Below are 17432 nucleotides of genomic sequence, written 5' to 3' on the forward strand. Positions count from 1 at the left end.
CTTACTTTTTGCCCCTCACTCTCGCTAGTCCTTACATTTGCTTCGTCTTAAATAGCGTATTTATCGATCCGCCGTTATTAATAATTTTGAGCGCAGTCGCGAGAAGCTCCGCCATTGGAAGAACAACGAACTTATCCGAACGATTCGGATCAATTGCGATGGTATCCGTAATAACGACCTCTTTAATGTAGGGATGCGACAGCTTCTCAAGCGCATTTTCCGAAAACAACCCATGTGTTGCGCAAATATAGGCGTCATTCGCGCCCCTTTTATGCAACGCCTCAACAACATTCACGATCGTACCGCCTGTATCGATTAAATCCTCAATAATAATCGGAGTCATGCCCTCGACTTCACCGATAATATGAGTGATTTTCGTCTTATTGTGAGCAGGGCGGTTCTTAATCATAATGGCAAACGGACAGTCCAGATAGTTGGCGAGCTTCTCAGCGGTTGTTGCCCGACCAGCGTCAGGTGAGACAACTACCGGATTCTTAATGTTCTTTGCCTTCAAATAATCCGTGATGAGGTCCAAAGCGGTAATATGATCAACAGGGATATCAAAGAAGCCTTGAATCGGATCGGCATGAAGATCTACCGTAATAATGCGGTCAGCGCCTACAGTCGTCAGCACATCGGCTACGAGCTTCGCGGAAATTGGTTCGCGCGGGGCTGCCTTCCGTTCCTGACGAGCATAGCCGTAATACGGCATAACGATATTAATCGTTTTGGCTGAAGCCCGTTTTGCTGCATCAATCATAATCATGAGTTCGACTAAATGCTCATTGACGGGGTGAGACAAAGATTGAACGATATAGACATGAGCAGAACGAATCGATTCGATATAACGTAAGCTGATTTCTCCGCTTGGCTGCCTGGAAATCTCAATTTCTCCAAGCGTAACATCAAGCTGCCGGCATAGCTCTTCCGCGAGCGGGCGGTTCGATGAACCGGAAAATATTTTTACATTTTGCATCCGCTTGACTCCTCCTAAAAGAATTGCTACTTAAGTCCTGCATAGTAAGCACTAACTAAAGAATTGCTATGCAATTTTCGCATCGTAAGCTTAGTCTTTTATGTTCTTGTAACATTACATTTAATCCCATTATATCTTTTCCCGTTGTTAAATTCAAAATTAATGGCCTACTCGGGAGTCAGGCAAGCTGATGCCGATAACGATCATATTACGATTCTCTAGGAAGGCGGCTCGAACAGGCAGATTACTAGAAGGAAATACTTTACAATAGAACAAGCGTTCCCTATACTAAGTCTATTAGAGTGAACTATAAAACAGAGTATAAAAAGGAGCTGTCATTTTGACTTCAGACGAATCGATCCGAAGAGGCGAATTTGGATTAACATTCCCTGTACGTCTAGTATCCGATGTTAGAAAGTCTCAGGAATGGTATCGCAATGTGCTGCAATGTCACGACATCAGCGGCTATGGACATGCAACTCGGGGAGACGGGGGAGGCATGGGGCTTATTGTCATCACTGCCGCATCGCCGGACCATATTCGCCCGAACGCAGTCGCACAGAAGCACATGGATGAACCGGCAGAAGCTGCAAGCTCGGAGTATGGCTGTGATTCCTTGGTTGAGGTCGCATGGGATAACTTGGCTTACATAGTCGAGGAAGTACGCAGCAGAGGTGGCAAAGTTAACGTAGAACCTTATGAATACGCGCACGAAAGCCGGCTTCATAAGAAAGCGCATATTACTGATTATGACGGATATAACATCGTTTTGAGCGCCAACCGGTCGAAGACGGACGAACCGACTTCGCACCAGCCAGAAGATAAGTTTATTAAGACGATACAAGTACGCCTTGTTTCCGATTTGAAGAGGTCTCTGGACTGGTACAAGAACGTGTTGGGATGCGACGAGGTTAATGACTCCGGGTACGCCAGACGGGGAGATCCAGACGTGCCGTATCCTGTAATGGAAGTGATCTTACAGCAGGCTGTATCCCCACAAGATGTGCATCCGAATGCGATGTCCGTGAAAGTTAGAGGCGTTGAAGGTTTGTGGAAGGCCCTGATCAACCGTGGGATACTTTTGTACATGTACCTTGGAATGATGTGAGGCTTATCGTTGAAGAAGTGAGAGCCAATGGCGGTACAATCGGAACGGAACCGATTGAATTTCACGGAGATGAATGGGACTCTATCAACGCGCGAATTGTGGACCCGGATGGGTACAGCATTATTCTTGGGGGCATGAGAGGGAAAGACGAAGCCTAAAAAAACGATATGGGGGAGTGTTCACTATGACGGAGATTATCATTAATGGTTCCTCTTTCGTCTTGTTAGTCAAAAATTTGGAGCGAACAGTTCAGTTTTATTCCGATTTAGGCTTCAACTATGAAGTGATCGGTGATCAGGTACATCACCACCATGTTTCGAGAGGAAAACTGACTCTCATTCTTATTGAAGCTAAACATGAAGACGAAGTGAACCCAATCAGTTCCAGATACGAGGAACAATATTTTGATGTCTATTGTTATACGAATGCCGTTGATTTGATAGCTCAAGAAGTTATGGATAAAAATATAACCATCATAAGAGATCCGAATTACACTAATCATTGGAGCGAGTTTACATTCCGTGATCTCAACGGCTATCAAATTACCGTTGGTGGAGGCGTTGTAAATAAAGAACTTATTTCGTGATAAACTCTGGCGTTTAAACTAACGAGCACTATGGTTCAATCACGAAATGCGGCAGCTGGTCAAACCTGTTCCGCTAGTTCGAGTGCCGAAATGCTTAATCAGTTCCAAAGCGATAACGAAAGTGCTGATTTGAAATTCAAGTTGAAACAAATCATTAGTACACCAAAGACTAGTGAATATTTCACCTTGCTAACTGCTGACTTAGGTCGGCTAAATATGTGTACACTATTCTCGTTGACAATACCATGCAATGGAGGTTGAGTGATGGGCAAAATTGCAATTTTCGGATTTGGACGCATCGGCAGAATAATGTTACGCGTGGCGCTTCAGGATAAGCTATTCGTTCCACTTTCTATATCAGATATCAAGGACGAAGGCACGCTTGCTGCGCTGTTCGAAGTGGATTCAAACTATAAGCGTTGGCATGAGGACGTATCCGCCAAAGAGGGTGCGATGATCATCGGCGGGCGAGAGATTATGTATATTAATGCAATGCAGGAAGTACCAGATTGGAAGGCGCTCGGTGTGGATTTGGTCGTCGATTGCACTGGCCGTGCAGTTGTTCGTTCCGTCGCACAGGTACATCTTGACCGTGGAGCGAAGCGTGTTCTGATCAGCGGGCCAAGCAAAACACTCGACGATTGCGACGCCGTATTGCTGAAAGGCATTAATCTCGACAGTTTCGATCCTGACAAACACCGAATCATCAGCGTAGCTAGTTGTACGACTAACGCTTTGGCCGCCGTCATTAAGCTGGTCAAAGAAAACTATGGGATTAAATTCGGTCTGTTCTCTACGGTTCATTCCTATACGAACACTCAATCATTGACGGATCAGCCGATGCGTGACCGTCGGGACTCCTGGGCAGCTGCCGAGAACATCATCCCGTCTTCGTCCGGTGCGGCCAAAGCGCTGAAGTTCATCTGGCCAGAGCTGCAGATTACCGGCAAAGCATACCGAATACCTACTCGCACAGGTAGCATCGCCGAACTAAACCTGATTACGGAGAAGCCGTGCACGGTGCAGGAAGTGAATGATATGTTCCGTCGCGCCTCAAGTGAAGGCGACCTGAAAGGCGTTATGGATGTACTTGAAGGAGAATGGGCATCGTCGCGAATTGTTGGTGATTCGCATACGTCGATCATTGATCTACCGCTCACGCACGTGGAAGGGGAGCTCTTGTCCGTTGCGACATGGTACGACAATGAATGGGGATTCGCAACGCGTCTTGCGGAGGTTGCGGCCTTCTTGGCGAATAAATAACGTAACCTGCTTTGGTATTCGTATCCGGTGTCGCGGGAAACCATGGCACCTTAGTGGCTGTCGGGGTTTTTGGTGTCGGTTTGAGGGAGGTCGAGGGGAAGACCATGAAAATGGAGCAGTCTGCCAGCGGCAGCTGCTCCATTATTGTTACAACTTCTGGCCAGAAAAGTTGCAATTCTAACAAACAGGATTGTTGAATAATGCAGTCGAATTCTATGCTAAACATAGATAAATACGATGCTTAACAGATGAAATACGAACTAGGAGAGAATTACATGCACAGGAAATGCAAGTTGATCTTAGTTGAAGGATTATGTGGTACAGGAAAATCAACGTTAGCAGCACGATTGCAAGGTTACCTTGAAAAGAATGAAATATCATCCCGCTTTTACGATGAAGGAGCTATGTCGCATCCGACGAGCTTGAATTGGCACGCTTTCTTCCGAAAAGCGGAATATCAGGAATTTGTGGAGCGATACCCCAACGCAGCTAACGAAATCAATTCGCGGGTCATAAATGAAGGAAGTAACTATCTGGTCCCGTATCGTGATATGGCGTCATTTACCGATCTGGAAGCACTAAATAGTGAGCTAAAGTCTCGCGAGCTATGCAGGACGACTTCTCCGGTAGCTACGATGTCAGAGTTTACAAATTTAGTGCAGGGGCAATGGTCACGATTCACTAAACTAGCCAGCACTTCAGACGAGGTTTATGTGCTTGAAGCTGTGTACTTTCAGCATCAGATTCATGATTTGCTACACCACTATCAAGTTGATGATTATCAAATCGAGCAGCATATCAAGGGTATTGCAGATCAGATTAATGAGTTAAATCCTGTGTTAATATATTTAGCTCAACCGAGTGTAAGAGAGCAACAGGTTTGGATTTCCTCCATACGTTCAAAGCATCACTACGCCACCGAACAGAATATTAGTTTTATGGAGAACCGCAAGCGGATTGAATTACGGCTTCTTGATTTGTTGCCATTTGCAACCTATTTAATTGAAAATGAAGACAGAGACTGGGAAGCTGTTTTTAGTAAAATGGTAGGGGCAATAGGTACAAACTTCTAGCGCCCCAGACTTTTGTCTAGAGGAGTACGAGGCCAATGACGGGTTTAATTCTCTTTGGAGCTTGCTATGATGAACCTAACAAGTATCTATACAGAAGGTCAGGGAAATACCACCTTGGTATTTCTGGCAGGAGGTGGAACAGCCTCGCCAATATTAGATTTAAAAAAGTTTATATTCTCGTTTAAGTGATAAATATAAAATCGCAGTTCCAGAAAGAATAGGGTATGGTTACAGTGATGTTGCAAAGGTTCCAAGAGATCTTGATACCGTATTGGAAGAGGATAGACGAGCGTTATTATCAGCCGGATTGAAACCTTCCTATGTCTTAGTTCCTCATTCTATTTCGGGATTGGAGTCCGTTTATTGGGCTCAAAAATATCCAAAAGAAGTTTCTGCTATTGTAGGAATAGATGTGGGTACTGTAAATGCTTACTTCGACCCCAATTTGCCGAAAGCATCGCAGGGGTTCCAAATATCTTACCTTTCAAAAATTGCTAATAGCAAGTATGTATTAATGAACGATTACGGACATTATCTTCAAGATTTTGCGCCTGAAGTACTTGCACAGAAAATCAAAGAATTTATACCAGCTAACTAACAATGTCGGGTGACAAGAACTTTATCTCATTAAGGGCCGCGAAAATCGCGGCTTTTTTTCTATGGTATCAAGTTCTTGTTAGAACCAAATGACAACGTTACGAAAGCTGAAAAGGAGGTGAAATGCACCTCCTTTTCTACGGTATTATTAACTTTTAAAGAATTTCAATCTGTCCTCTTCACTTAATGTGAAAAATCTACTTGAGCCACGGACGATGGTTGTTCCATCGACAATACGTACGGAGTGCTCATTGAAAGATTTAATTGTCGAAATAGGTCTCATCCGCATTCGATCCTGGTAGGCTTCAATTGGTTCTTTATGCATTATTGCTAATTCGAAATCTTGGTCTGTCTTTAATTCTTGCTTAGCAGTGAATAACGGTTTCTCTTTTTCCATGATTAGCTTTATCCTCTTTTCCAAAGGTAATGGCGTACCCTACCTGTCGAGTCTTGGATCGAGGTAGGGTCTTGCTTAATCCCATCTTAACGCATCTCTTTCATAGTCTCGACAATAAGCGGTAGAATTATGCAGTTAATTCGGTCACGCTTCATACGCAAAACCGCATCCCCAATGTCCCCTTTAACGAGTACGCGAGTTATTATTATGAAGCTATAAGAATGGGCAGTTTAGTTGAATAGACAGAAATGATAAAATAAAGAAAACTAAGGGAAGTTTTAATATTCTCTAATTTAAAGGAGCGCACTTTTGATGCTTAAAAAAGATAATACTGTAATTGGTTTTATTGGTACTGGCGTAATGGGTAAAAGCATGGCCAGTCATTTGTTGAAGGCAGGATATCCTGTAATCGTTTATAATCGGACAAAAGGTCGGTCAGATGAACTGGTCACTCAGGGCGCAGTTTGGAAGGATACTGTAGCGGAGGTAGCTTCCCAAGCAAATGTTGTTATTACTATGGTGGGATATCCTAAAGATGTGGAAGAAATCTATTTTGGACAAGACGGAATCATATCTAATGCAAAAGCAGGCACATATGTAATAGATATGACAACATCTACACCATCATTGGCGAGAAGAATTTATATGGAATCGAAAAATAATGGAATTTACGCAGTTGACGCACCGGTTTCCGGCGGTGATATTGGTGCAAGAGAAGCCAGATTAGCGATCATGGTTGGTGGAGACGCTTCTGCTTTCGAAGCATTGCTTCCGATTTTTCAAATTATCGGCAAGAATATCCAATTACAAGGCGATTCAGGCGCCGGACAACATACAAAGATGTGCAACCAAATTGCAATAGCATCCAATATGATTGGAGTCTGTGAAGCGATTGTATATGCTGAAAGAGCAGGACTTGATCCTGCTACCGTATTGAAAAGCATAGAAACCGGAGCAGCCGGGAGCTGGTCATTAAGTAATCTGGGACCGCGAATGATCAACGGAAACTTTGAGCCCGGTTTTTATGTCAAACACTTCATCAAAGATATGGGGATTGCTCTTGATGCTGCCAAAGAAATGGGATTATTAACACCAGGGCTTGAATTAGCCAAATCATTATATGAAGAGCTTGCAAGCAAAGGAGAAGAGAACAGCGGCACTCAAGCATTGTACAAGCTTTTGGCAGGAGAGGTTTAACATTGCAAAGCTGTTGTTCCTTTTGCTGGCGTACAGGCTACGGTGTAGCATGAAGTGATGTCATTTTTTGTTGGATATTGGATATACTTAGAATAGGCCTCAATGGAGGCGCGATGATAAAACTTTGGAGGTTATTTTAATTGGAAACAGGTACTGTCAAATGGTTTAATGCTGAAAAAGGGTTTGGCTTTATTCAAAGAGAAAACGGCGAAGATGTATTCGTTCATTTCTCTGCGATTCAGAGTGAAGGATTCAAGTCTTTGGATGAAGGACAACGTGTAGAATTCAATGTTGTTCCAGGTCAACGAGGACCTCAAGCGGAGAATGTTGTAAAAGCGTAATAATACAGAAAACCATGCCTGTTCCTGACGCTTTGTCAGGAGCAGGCTTATTTAAGTTTGTATGAGCAGCCCAAGCAGCGATTAATCTACAGGCGTAATCGCCGTGATGATGGATTGCTCCGCTTGCACCAACCGCTGGGCTGCGTTCAAGTTACCGGCTGCATCGGTCGCGAATAGGTTGATGACAATGTTCGAACCTGTCACTCTCACTTGCGTTTCATATGCGAGAACGCCTCTAATATCAACGGTTCTCGTCGAAACGTCAAGCGGAAATAACGAGAATAGCTGATGAACGACCGGGAATTTCGGCGTCGGAAGCGCACTCAAGCTGACAAGGAAAACCTCAAGTTCTATCGTCGCCACTACAGACGGATCATCGTTGCTAATCATAATTTGCAGATCACTGGACGGGTTTCCCCCTGTATTGAGGATTGGCCCGCTGCTAAACGTAGGCATACCTATAACCTCCTTCTCAAGAATTATCAGTCCGCCTGAGTGAGCATGAAGATCGGCTTCGCTTCTGCATGTAACACCCGCAAGGCAGATTGAAGATTGCCGTGCTCATCCACCGGGAAGACATTAATGACCATATCGCCGTTCCCCGGACCTGTTAGTTCATACTGGATTTCGAAGCTTTGAAACGTCCCGACGTCGTACCTTCGGGTTAAGGTGCTTAAAGGCGGAACGGGTACCCATTCGGATGCGAAGGCAACTCGTCTAGTTCCGCTTAAGAAGAAGGCAGTAATCTGAATCGCTGCCCAGTTAATCAGACTATCGTTACTGATTATTAGCATGGCAGCGGATGCCGCACGAGAAACGGAAGTGATATTGTTCAGGACACCGGTTGTAAATGCGGCAGCGAATTGAATTTTCGCAATGAATAGATCGGTGCCGCCGCCAGAAACAGGCTGAAACACTTGACGTGTAACGGGAAAGTCAGACCCAAACGTTCCGCCTGACAGATAGAGATTGCCAGCGGAATCCATCGCAATCCCTGCGCCGCCGTCGTTTTTGGAATTGCCGAGATAGGTAGAGAAAATGAGAGAAGCCCCATCAGAGCTCAATATGGTGATGAATGCATCACTATTTCCACCGAATTCGGGTTGAATCGCATCCGTGGTAACGGGAAAGTCCGGGGAAGTTGTCGTACCGATAACAACTGCTTGGCCAGAGACATCTAATAGGATGTCGACGGCACTCGATCCTCCATTCGTGAGTCCGCCAAGGAAAGTGGAATAGACGAGCGAGCTGCCGTTTGGATTCATTTTCGTGATAAACGCCATGGGTGATGGGACATAATGGGTGTTATAAGCTCCAGGCGTAACGGGGAAATCAGGCGAGTAGGTTAACCCGGTCAGATAGGCATTCCCCGCATCGTCAATAGCGATGCCTTCCGGGAGATCTGTTACTGTTCCGGTCAAATAAGTTGAATAGATGAGCTCCGAACCGTCCGCATTCAATTTGGCGACAAATCCGTTTATATATCCAAGATGCATGGACTGGAAAGCGCCGGAAGTAACAGGAAAATTTAAGGAGGTTGTGTTTCCGGTCAAGTAGGTGTTCCCGGCTGAATCAATCGTGATTGCAGTACCGATGTCATCATATTGCCCTCCAAGAAAAGTTGAATACACGAGAGCCGTGCCAGCAGGATTGAGCTTGGATACAAATACATTCGCGAAACCTGCAAGAATAGGCTGATACACCCCTGGAGTAATCGGAAAGTCAGCCGCTTTTGTCGTTCCAGTCACATAGGCATTGCCGGCTTCATCAATAACGATACTGTTTGCGAATGTATAGGGGTTGCTCCCTCCCAGGTATGTGGAGTATACGAGCGCTGTCCCCGTCGGATTGAGCTTTGTCACGAATGCACAGTAAGTCGATAATGCTACCGTCTGGAAAGCACCGGGCGTGGTGGGGAAGTCCAATGTATCGTCCCTGAGTGTTGCCGTGTAGCCCGTCACATAGGCATGACCGGACGAGTCGACATCAATGCTCGTGCCAATGTTATCGGATCGTCTTCCTCCGATATAGGTCGAGTAGAGGATCTCCGTTCCTTCTGAGTTGATCTTAGTTACAAACACATCTCGACCACCGGTTAAGGAGGTGCTGAACGCTCCGGGAGTTACCGGGAAATTGACCGAGTACGTGTAACCCGTAACATACACGCATCGTGAGGAATCTAGAGCCATATCGGTCGACGCAATGTCTATGCCGCTGCCTCCGAGAAAAGATGAGAAAGTAAGAATGGGGTCGATAACAAGCGGAAGCGAGGCGTCGTAATCTTCCTCCATCCGGAAGCCTATTGTATAGCTTCCATCCATTTCGGTGTGAAGGAGGAAGCGGCATGCCATGCTCCGAGTGTTGCCGTTCAGCACTTGGTAAGCGATTGGCTTCAGATCAATAAGCGTGGCATAAGGGGTTACAATTATTAAATTGCCTTCGTTGTCGAGACGTAGTTCATCTGCACCTTCGCAGTGTAGTCGAACATCCTCGATGCGTGAGCCAGGGCGAAGATGAACGTCATACTTTAATTGCTGACCTTGTCCATAATAGATAACGTCGATGCCCTTCCATACTTCTCGGTAAACAACACGCTTGTACAGCGGGAGAGTTAAGTGATTGCTTGCCCTGTCATTTCCGCTGAGTCGATTCAATGTTCCCGGCCCTGGCTGCTGTCCCTCAGGCATGATAGCTGACTGCGCACCTCGGAAATTCCAAGCGAGGGTGACGCCTTCCGCATTGCTCTGCTCACCGGCGCCATTGTCTTGCTGTCTCCACAACGTCATCCAAACCGCACCGGCACCGAACGCAAAGCGGCAGCCATGCATCTGCGACTGATAAGCTATCCGGCTATCGGCGAACTGTCCCCTGTTTGGAACGAACGATAGGGGAATCTTCCCGTAAACTTGCATTGGCAGATTGCTTTGCTGCTTCGTTAAGGGCATTACTATCACCTCTATTCTTACCATTCATAGAATACTAGCATTGTATGTTTCAGAAAAACGTTTCGCTACAATGAAAGGTTTGCTTATCGCAGTGTATTTAAAGGGGAAGTTGGCTGGAATACCATCACTCTAATAATAATTTGTGTTTTTAGAATATTTGGGATGATCATCGCGCATCTTATTTTAGAATTGACTAGTAAATGGAGGAGCTTTTTTATGATTAAAATTGGAATTATTATTGGAAGCACGCGCCCCGGTCGAAACGGAGAGGCGGTAGCTCGTTGGACTTACGATATTGCTAAAAAAAGAAATGACGCTGAGTATGAACTGGTGGATATCGCCGAGTTCAACTTACCTATGTACGATGAGCCGATTCCACCGGCTATGGGGCAACCGTATTCAAAACAACATACAAAAGCCTGGTCTGAAAAAATAGCCTCTTTTGATGGCTATGTATTTGTAACTCCTGAATACAACCATGCGACATCGGGAGCCCTTAAAAATGCAATCGATTTTCTATTTCAAGAATGGAACAATAAAGCTGCTGGTTTCGTCGGGTACGGCAGTCTTGGGGGATCACGAGCAGTAGAAAATTTACGGCTTATTATGGGAGAGCTGCAAATAGCAGATGTTCGTGCGCAAGTGGCTCTTTCACTTCGTGATGATTTTGAGAATTACAGCGTTTTTAAACCGTCACCGCATCACGTAGCGACAGTGGACAACATGTTGGATCAGGTGGTTGCTTGGTCTGGAGCATTACAACCACTTAGAAAATAAGTGAAACTAACATTGTAGATTATTGTCGGGTGGTCATATTATTTCTATGACAGCCAGTTCATATCAAAATTCAAAGACAAGAACTTGATATCACTCCCGTCGGATGACAAGAACATGATCTCATTAAATGCCGCGTAATCGCGGCATTTTTTTGTTAAGCAAGGATTCACGGCCCTAATCTATTATCTTTATTGTCGAAATTGAATCCATGACATGTTAAACTGCAACTAATTTGCAATCTGCCATGCGTGGCCGGACCGCTTTCACATGTCCGGCCAGTGACGGACGTTAGCTCTCGTGACTGTTTGGCAGAGCTTTCATTTCGACATGGCGCAATCTGCGTAAGCCTGTGGCGGAAAGCCCTAGTGCGCTGCGAGCTTGGCCAGCATCAAGCCTCGAGTTCTGCTCGAAGCTCATCCGCGGTCTGCTTTGGTGCCTGCAGATGCGGATAATGGCCGAGACCAGGGAGAATCATAAGCTCTAAATTATTTCGCTCAGCGAACTCGACGCCCATTTCCTTCTTGACGTAGCTATCCTTTTCGCCCCACACGACTTTCACGGGCACTTTGAGCTTCGACATATTGGCTTCAAAATAGTCCTGGTCGCGGGTGAAGTGAGAGTAGTAGTGATAGAACGCGTCGGCCGCAGTGATATCGCCGTCCCACCCTTTCGCTATATCGTCACTAAACTCCTGGGGCAACATGTAGCGCTCTTCTGTCGGATTGTCTCGGAAAAACGTGTTTGCAAGGATTTCATCTCGGTTCTGGTTCATCGCAGCGCGCACGACATCGGACGAGGGCTTAGATTTCAGGGCAGCCAAGTTTTCCCACATGTACTGTGGCCGGTTGAACGGCGCAAAATCTCCAACGATGATCTTCCTCGCGATATGTGGCTTTTCCAGAGCGGCCAGCAACGCCGGCAAAGCCCCAATATCTGTCGCGTAAATCACCAGCTTCGAGCTGTCTATACCGGAAGCGCGGATATATTGTTCCAGCACCTGGGCATAGTCTTTGGGTGCGTAGGAAAAGCGATCAGAGCTCGGACGTGAGGATTGTCCGTAACCGGGCCAGTCAAACGCATGAACCTCATAATCGTTGGATAGAGATTCAGCAATCGGCTTCCATGAATACATCGACTCTGGGAATCCATGTAGAAATAACACTGTAGCCTTCGGATGGACAGAACGATAGACCATATGACGGAGCTTGATATCCGAATTTATCTGCAACTCGTCAATCTCTATCTTTGGTGACGGTGCTAGATCCGGTTTTGCGGACCCTGCCGCCTTTGTAGTGTTTGGGTTCATAAGATTTTTCCGCCTTTGCCTGCATAATCTCGTGCATAGATACTGCCTTGTGTACTATCGATTGCAATGCTCTGTAAATTTAGTGTTTGTTGTTCCCATCCTTCTAGCTAATGTACTTAAATATGATGTTCTGTCTTTTATCAAGATATACGGATATCGTAATATGACTTTTGTCACACCTAATTGCTTGGATATGCAAAATTCAGGTTGTCATCAACAATGCACGGGATGGATCGCTATGTTGAACGCGCACGTGCAAATTACAAGGAGCAAAAACGTCATAGTTGTCGCAATTAAGCGATTCGGATTCCTTTTGTTTGTAGGCTGATTTGAAGCCGTATACAGATCGAGTGCCTGATATGAGGTATTTTTTGATTTCCCTTCTTAATATCGAATCATAATTTTTCAATCTCATTCTGGATAATATAAAAAATACAAAACTTCAGTAAAGAGAGGTACAACAGGTAATGACGCAACGTGTAAATTTCGCTCTACAATCACCCAACCTGTTCAAAAAGTTCTTAACTTTCACCAACGCCTTGGGTGAAAGCACAATCGATGTGAAAATAATTGATCTCGTTTCGATAAGGATATCGCAAATAAACAATTGTGAATTTTGCATAGAAAGGCACATCGATCATGCGAAAATCCGTGGTGAAAGTGAACTTCACCTCGAACAAATTACAAATTGGCGTAAATCGACTTTGTATACACCGCGGGAACGGGCCGCTCTGACATGGACTGAGATACTGACAACTCTACCAGTACAAGGCGTGCCTGATGAAGTATATGACAGTGTTAGAGAACAATTTTCTGAGAAAGAAATCTCGGACTTGAGTTTCTTGATCGTATCCGTAAATGGATGGGACCGCATAAACATTGGCTTTAAAACTGAAACGGGACGCTTGACGCGGATTTCAAAATAATAGGTTCAAGGCGAAATGTCAGTACGGGTGTTGGAGTTGGATTTTACCCTTCGCAGAAATCTTTGCGGATACGGTAGCCAGCATAATGACTCAGCCTGCTCGGGATTTATTCAGGTATAAAGTGGGAATCAACTGGAACAATAAAGACTGTTGCGTCAAGAGTTGGACGGAGGTATCGATGGGCTTGTATGTCTAAAATCAGTTTTTTTCAACTTTGCATGATTTTCATGTTGATGAATGGGTTGATGAATCACGTGATCATCAACCCGATGCTCCTTGACGCATCGGGAAGAGACGCATGGATATCGGTTCTATTGACAGCATTGATATTTCTCCCTTTTTGCGTTTTACTGGTCGTCTTTATGAGAAGATCGGGGCAGCAGAAGCTGCAGCCGTGGCTTTCTCAAAAGACCAATAATGTCGTCGCCTGGATCGTCGTTATGCCGATCGTGGTGCAACTGTACTTTACCGGCGCGACAACCATCATGCACACGGGGACTTGGACGTTTACGAATTACTTGCCGAACACGCCTAAATTGGCGTTGAACTTTGTTTTGTGTCTGGCCTGCCACTATTTCGCCGTATCAGGTCTTCGGACCATCGCAATTTGCGCGGGGATATCGTTGCCAATCGTAATCGTCCTGGGTTATTTCGTATCCCTATCGAACACGCCCCAGAAAGATTTGACGCTGCTGAAGCCGATGCTTGAACACGGCTGGATACCGGTCATGCAAGGGATGATTTATGCAGGCGGAGGATTTATCGAATTTCTATTGATCGTCACGATTCAACACCGGTTAAAGTCTCGCGTTCGGACGTGGAAACTCGTACTTTTCGCAATCATTATGGTCTATATTACGCTCGGCCCCATAGTCGGAGCCATTACTGAGTTCGGAGCGCCCGAAGCCGCTAAACAATTCGCTTCTCCGTATGAACAATGGCGATTGGTCAGATTGGGTAGCAATATCGAACACGTCGATTTTTTATCTGTATTTCAGTGGATGACCGGCGCAATCATTCGAGTAGGATTTGCGCAATATTTGCTCGCGGAGATGTTGCCTTTCTCTAAAGAGAAACAGCGCAAACTTTTTTTACTGTGCATCACAACCAGCTATATCGCATTATCTATGCTTCCTATCGAGAAATACACGTTTTATTTATGGTGTTATCGATATTATTTTCCATACGCTTTGATCATGTCTTCTATCGTATTCGTCGTTTGCTTGTTGGTCTCGGTGTTATCCAGGAAACGGCTCAAGGAGGACTATGCATGAACGATTCTGCTCCCGCTTCGATAAGTGGATGGGATAAACAACGAATTAGAAAGCTTTTTTCTAATTGCGAAGACGTAAGCGTCCACGAATACCGATATGAAGAAGATGCGATGTCCGAAGCTGTCCTCGTTTACTGCGGAGGTTTGTGTGATAGTTCGCTCTTATCCAAGGTCGTTCTACCGGAGATCGAAGGACTGTTCCAGAAACAAAAGCAAAGCGACGCGCCGGTGAATGCATTAACCCTGCCGTTGCCCTTAATCGCGGTTGATACGAATGCCTCCAAGGAGCAACTATCCGAATGGATTTTTCACGGAGATTTGCTCCTTTTCTTTTCGCGCGATAAATCCTTGTTCAAAATGAACGCGTCGCACCGTCCGGAACGAACCCCCGAGGAATCGAGTACGGAAATATCCATCAATGGGCCTCGAGACGGTTTCGTGGAAGATATCGACGTCAACGCGGCGCTCGTACGGAAACGCATACGGAGCGACTCGCTTTGTTACGAAACGTTTACGATAGGCAGAAGAACGAGAACAAAGGTTGGTTTGTTGTATTTCAGGGATATCCTTTCTCCCAGCATCTTAATCGAATTAAGAAGGAGACTGAACGCCGTCGACGTAGACGGACTTCAAAGCATCCATCAACTCGAGAAGCGCATTTCGGACTACAAATACTCTTTAATGCCGTTATTCGATCAAACCGGTCGTCCGGACAAAGCAGTCACCGGGCTGCTTAACGGAAGATTCATTCTGATCGTGGACGGCAATCCGATGGTCCTAATCGGTCCCGGAACTTTTTTTCTATTGCTTAAATCTCCAGAGGATATCCACTTTAGTTTCCAATATATTTCGTTCGCACGTTTGATCCGCGCCTTCAGTTTTTTGTTATCCGTCTTATTACCAGGTGCCTGGGTAGCGCTAACTACGTTTCATCCCGACCAGATTCCCTTTCGTCTGATGGCGACGATCGCGACGGCTCGCATCGGTCTTCCTTTCTCCGGGCAAATCGAGATGTTCATCCTGCTTATGCTCCTAGAAATATTGAGGGAAGCCGGCCTGCGCCTTCCAAGTCAGATCGGACAGACGTTGACAGTCGTTGGCGGGCTCATTATCGGTGATGCGGCTATCCGGGCAGGCCTCGTATCCCCGAGCGTAGTGGTCGTAGGGGCCATCGTAGCCGTAACCGGCGCGACGCTAGTCAATCAAAATTTAAGCGGTGCCGTCAGCGTCATTCGATTCGCGTTTTTTATCGTTTCGGCTGTGTTCGGGATGTACGGATTGATCGTTTGTTTCGTGTTGCTTCTCGGTTACATGAGCAGGTTGAGCTCCTTCGGCGTCCCCTATCTTTCCCCTATGTCACCACCGATCTTCAGTGAAATGGCGAGAGCGATCTTGCGTCCTCCGTGGTTTCGATACAAACAAAGACCTGTCGAGCTAAATCCAGTCGATTCAGATAGACAAGGGGACGAACAACGTGAAGACAATCCTTAAGCTGCTAGTCGTATTGCTTGTTATTCTTACGGCGACAGGATGTTGGGATTCTAAAACAATTCAATCCATGGCTTATATTACGGCTATCGGGCTCGATTATAAGGATGGCCGATATATCGCGTATATGCAGGTTCTTAATTTTTCGAATGTGGCTAGAAGCGACAAGTTAGAAGTAGGCAAGAACGTACCGATTTGGATCGGAAAGGGAGAAGGTCCTACGATCATCGACGCTTTGGCCGCAATTTACGAGACCTCCCAGTTAAGGGTTTATTGGGGACATATTAAGGCGATTTTATGTACGGAATCCATTCTGAAAGATAAAAAAGCGCTTAGGTTGGCATACGACACGATTGATCGTTACCACGAGGTCCGCTACAATATACTGCTTTATGGGACGAAAGAGAAATTCTCGGATCTTCTAACACAAAAATCGTTGTTAAATCTGTCGCCGCTAGATACGATTATGGATTCGCCGGAGGAAAACTTTGAGCAGCATTCTTCCCTTCAACCTCAGTACGGTTATCGGAATATCGCTGAATTGAATGAGAAAGGGAGGACGATTATCCTCCCGACACTTTCCATTACGGATGAGCAATGGCTGGTAGACAAGAGCAAGAAGCCGATGATGAGAATCGACGGTGCGTTTGCCATGGAGGAACACCGACTGAAAAGCTGGTTTTCCGAAGAGGACCTAAAAGGTGTTCGATGGTTCAACAAGAGAGCGAAACATATACATATCAACATTCCGGACAGCGTTCATCCGGTAGGATCATTGCTGACGATGAGTCCTCGTCATAAAATTCGGATTGTGATGGGGAACAAAGGAGAAGTGCGCTTCGATGTTCACTTAAAGGTTCGCGCAGCCGTTCAGGGAATGACGGAGAACGTCTCCATCCCGACGATGGAAAGGCAAGCCGAAGAAGTTATTCGTCAGGAGGTCCGAGCAACTTTTTTAAAGGGACTCCCTACACAAACGGATCTTCTAAACTTACTTGGAGAAGTTTATCGAAACGATAATCAGTTATGGAACCGTTTATCGACAGAAGGCCGATTACTATTGAAGGAAGATATGTTGAATCAGATTCATGTTAAAGTTAAGATTCTGCACACTGGAAAATATAAAGGTAAAGTTCTGCCGGATTAAAGAAATGAAAGAACAAAACCATAAACTTTGTT

General features: G+C 45.5%; 17 protein-coding genes and 1 pseudogene. 13 read left to right on the top strand and 5 right to left on the bottom strand.

Features of this window, described 5'->3' with window-relative positions:
• Positions 1 to 31: 31 nt before the first annotated feature.
• On the bottom strand, positions 32 to 976 hold the full coding sequence (locus AC0YN4_RS02910) for a ribose-phosphate diphosphokinase (RefSeq protein ID WP_475780962.1): 945 nt from the start codon (positions 974 to 976) through the stop codon (positions 32 to 34).
• Positions 977 to 1316: 340 nt separating this feature from the next.
• On the opposite strand from AC0YN4_RS02910, the gene AC0YN4_RS02915 reads away from it, so the two are divergent.
• From AC0YN4_RS02915 to AC0YN4_RS02940, 6 genes and pseudogenes are all read left to right on the top strand, one after another.
• Entirely contained in the window at positions 1317 to 2084 is a 768-nt protein-coding gene (locus AC0YN4_RS02915) for a hypothetical protein (protein WP_475835084.1), read from the top strand.
• Positions 2081 to 2242 (top strand): hypothetical protein, encoded by a 162-nt coding sequence (locus tag AC0YN4_RS02920; protein ID WP_475835085.1) that lies wholly within the window; start codon positions 2081 to 2083, stop codon positions 2240 to 2242. The genes AC0YN4_RS02915 and AC0YN4_RS02920 overlap by 4 nt, the downstream gene beginning before the upstream one ends.
• A gap of 26 nt (positions 2243 to 2268) precedes the next feature.
• Complete coding sequence (locus AC0YN4_RS02925) at positions 2269 to 2670, top strand: VOC family protein (protein WP_475835086.1); 402 nt, start codon at positions 2269 to 2271, stop codon at positions 2668 to 2670.
• A gap of 264 nt (positions 2671 to 2934) precedes the next feature.
• A complete protein-coding gene (locus tag AC0YN4_RS02930; RefSeq protein ID WP_475780965.1) occupies positions 2935 to 3933 on the top strand; it encodes a type I glyceraldehyde-3-phosphate dehydrogenase in 999 nt (332 codons plus the stop codon).
• 248 nt (positions 3934 to 4181) lie between these two features.
• Positions 4182 to 5006, top strand: a complete 825-nt coding sequence (locus AC0YN4_RS02935) for a P-loop NTPase family protein (RefSeq protein WP_475780966.1) — start codon at positions 4182 to 4184, stop codon at positions 5004 to 5006.
• Between the two features lie 193 nt (positions 5007 to 5199).
• Positions 5200 to 5604, top strand: a pseudogene (locus AC0YN4_RS02940) (alpha/beta fold hydrolase); the annotation flags it as partial.
• A 147-nt stretch (positions 5605 to 5751) separates the two neighbouring features.
• Here AC0YN4_RS02940 and AC0YN4_RS02945 read toward each other — a convergent pair.
• Complete coding sequence (locus AC0YN4_RS02945) at positions 5752 to 6000, bottom strand: hypothetical protein (protein ID WP_475835087.1); 249 nt, start codon at positions 5998 to 6000, stop codon at positions 5752 to 5754.
• A gap of 312 nt (positions 6001 to 6312) precedes the next feature.
• Here AC0YN4_RS02945 and AC0YN4_RS02950 point away from each other — a divergent pair, with 312 nt between their 5' ends.
• Complete coding sequence (locus AC0YN4_RS02950) at positions 6313 to 7197, top strand: NAD(P)-dependent oxidoreductase (protein ID WP_475835088.1); 885 nt, start codon at positions 6313 to 6315, stop codon at positions 7195 to 7197.
• A gap of 140 nt (positions 7198 to 7337) precedes the next feature.
• The gene (locus tag AC0YN4_RS02955; protein WP_475780969.1) at positions 7338 to 7538 is read left to right on the top strand and encodes a cold-shock protein; all 201 of its coding nucleotides are present in this window, start codon (positions 7338 to 7340) and stop codon (positions 7536 to 7538) included.
• An 81-nt stretch (positions 7539 to 7619) separates the two neighbouring features.
• On the opposite strand, the gene AC0YN4_RS02960 is transcribed toward AC0YN4_RS02955, so the two are convergent.
• Together AC0YN4_RS02960 and AC0YN4_RS02965 are read right to left on the bottom strand one after the other, a co-directional pair.
• Positions 7620 to 7994 (bottom strand): hypothetical protein, encoded by a 375-nt coding sequence (locus AC0YN4_RS02960; RefSeq protein ID WP_475780970.1) that lies wholly within the window; start codon positions 7992 to 7994, stop codon positions 7620 to 7622.
• 26 nt (positions 7995 to 8020) lie between these two features.
• A complete protein-coding gene (locus tag AC0YN4_RS02965; RefSeq protein ID WP_475835089.1) occupies positions 8021 to 10483 on the bottom strand; it encodes a DUF7948 domain-containing protein in 2463 nt (820 codons plus the stop codon).
• A gap of 216 nt (positions 10484 to 10699) precedes the next feature.
• On the opposite strand from AC0YN4_RS02965, the gene AC0YN4_RS02970 reads away from it, so the two are divergent.
• Positions 10700 to 11260, top strand: coding sequence for an NADPH-dependent FMN reductase (locus tag AC0YN4_RS02970; protein ID WP_475780972.1), 561 nt, complete (start codon positions 10700 to 10702; stop codon positions 11258 to 11260).
• A 388-nt stretch (positions 11261 to 11648) separates the two neighbouring features.
• Here AC0YN4_RS02970 and AC0YN4_RS02975 read toward each other — a convergent pair whose 3' ends face one another.
• The gene (locus AC0YN4_RS02975) at positions 11649 to 12566 is read right to left on the bottom strand and encodes an alpha/beta fold hydrolase (protein ID WP_475835090.1); all 918 of its coding nucleotides are present in this window, start codon (positions 12564 to 12566) and stop codon (positions 11649 to 11651) included.
• 467 nt (positions 12567 to 13033) lie between these two features.
• On the opposite strand from AC0YN4_RS02975, the gene AC0YN4_RS02980 reads away from it, so the two are divergent.
• The 4 genes from AC0YN4_RS02980 to AC0YN4_RS02995 all read left to right on the top strand — a co-directional run bounded on the left by AC0YN4_RS02980 (position 13034) and on the right by AC0YN4_RS02995 (position 17400).
• Entirely contained in the window at positions 13034 to 13492 is a 459-nt protein-coding gene (locus tag AC0YN4_RS02980) for a carboxymuconolactone decarboxylase family protein (RefSeq protein WP_475835091.1), read from the top strand.
• Positions 13493 to 13680: 188 nt separating this feature from the next.
• Complete coding sequence (locus AC0YN4_RS02985) at positions 13681 to 14766, top strand: GerAB/ArcD/ProY family transporter (RefSeq protein WP_475835092.1); 1086 nt, start codon at positions 13681 to 13683, stop codon at positions 14764 to 14766.
• A complete protein-coding gene (locus AC0YN4_RS02990; RefSeq protein ID WP_475780976.1) occupies positions 14763 to 16256 on the top strand; it encodes a spore germination protein in 1494 nt (497 codons plus the stop codon). The genes AC0YN4_RS02985 and AC0YN4_RS02990 overlap by 4 nt, the downstream gene beginning before the upstream one ends.
• Positions 16240 to 17400 (top strand): Ger(x)C family spore germination protein, encoded by a 1161-nt coding sequence (locus tag AC0YN4_RS02995; RefSeq protein ID WP_475835093.1) that lies wholly within the window; start codon positions 16240 to 16242, stop codon positions 17398 to 17400. Before AC0YN4_RS02990 ends, AC0YN4_RS02995 begins: the two co-directional genes overlap by 17 nt.
• The last annotated feature ends 32 nt before the right edge of the window (positions 17401 to 17432 follow it).

The organism is Paenibacillus sp. J22R3, from assembly GCF_056269305.1.

Excerpts from the sequence above, each read along its gene's own strand:
- AC0YN4_RS02910 (WP_475780962.1), bottom strand. The coding sequence starts at position 976 with ATGCAAAATGTAAAAATATTTTCCGGTTCATCGAACCGCCCGCTCGCG.
- AC0YN4_RS02925 (WP_475835086.1), top strand. The coding sequence starts at position 2,269 with ATGACGGAGATTATCATTAATGGTTCCTCTTTCGTCTTGTTAGTCAAA.
- AC0YN4_RS02930 (WP_475780965.1), top strand. The coding sequence starts at position 2,935 with ATGGGCAAAATTGCAATTTTCGGATTTGGACGCATCGGCAGAATAATG.
- AC0YN4_RS02935 (WP_475780966.1), top strand. The coding sequence starts at position 4,182 with ATGAAATACGAACTAGGAGAGAATTACATGCACAGGAAATGCAAGTTG.
- AC0YN4_RS02945 (WP_475835087.1), bottom strand. The coding sequence starts at position 6,000 with ATGGAAAAAGAGAAACCGTTATTCACTGCTAAGCAAGAATTAAAGACA.
- AC0YN4_RS02950 (WP_475835088.1), top strand. The coding sequence starts at position 6,313 with ATGCTTAAAAAAGATAATACTGTAATTGGTTTTATTGGTACTGGCGTA.
- AC0YN4_RS02960 (WP_475780970.1), bottom strand. The coding sequence starts at position 7,994 with ATGCCTACGTTTAGCAGCGGGCCAATCCTCAATACAGGGGGAAACCCG.
- AC0YN4_RS02965 (WP_475835089.1), bottom strand. The coding sequence starts at position 10,483 with ATGCCCTTAACGAAGCAGCAAAGCAATCTGCCAATGCAAGTTTACGGG.
- AC0YN4_RS02970 (WP_475780972.1), top strand. The coding sequence starts at position 10,700 with ATGATTAAAATTGGAATTATTATTGGAAGCACGCGCCCCGGTCGAAAC.
- AC0YN4_RS02975 (WP_475835090.1), bottom strand. The coding sequence starts at position 12,566 with ATGAACCCAAACACTACAAAGGCGGCAGGGTCCGCAAAACCGGATCTA.
- AC0YN4_RS02980 (WP_475835091.1), top strand. The coding sequence starts at position 13,034 with ATGACGCAACGTGTAAATTTCGCTCTACAATCACCCAACCTGTTCAAA.
- AC0YN4_RS02985 (WP_475835092.1), top strand. The coding sequence starts at position 13,681 with ATGTCTAAAATCAGTTTTTTTCAACTTTGCATGATTTTCATGTTGATG.
- AC0YN4_RS02990 (WP_475780976.1), top strand. The coding sequence starts at position 14,763 with ATGAACGATTCTGCTCCCGCTTCGATAAGTGGATGGGATAAACAACGA.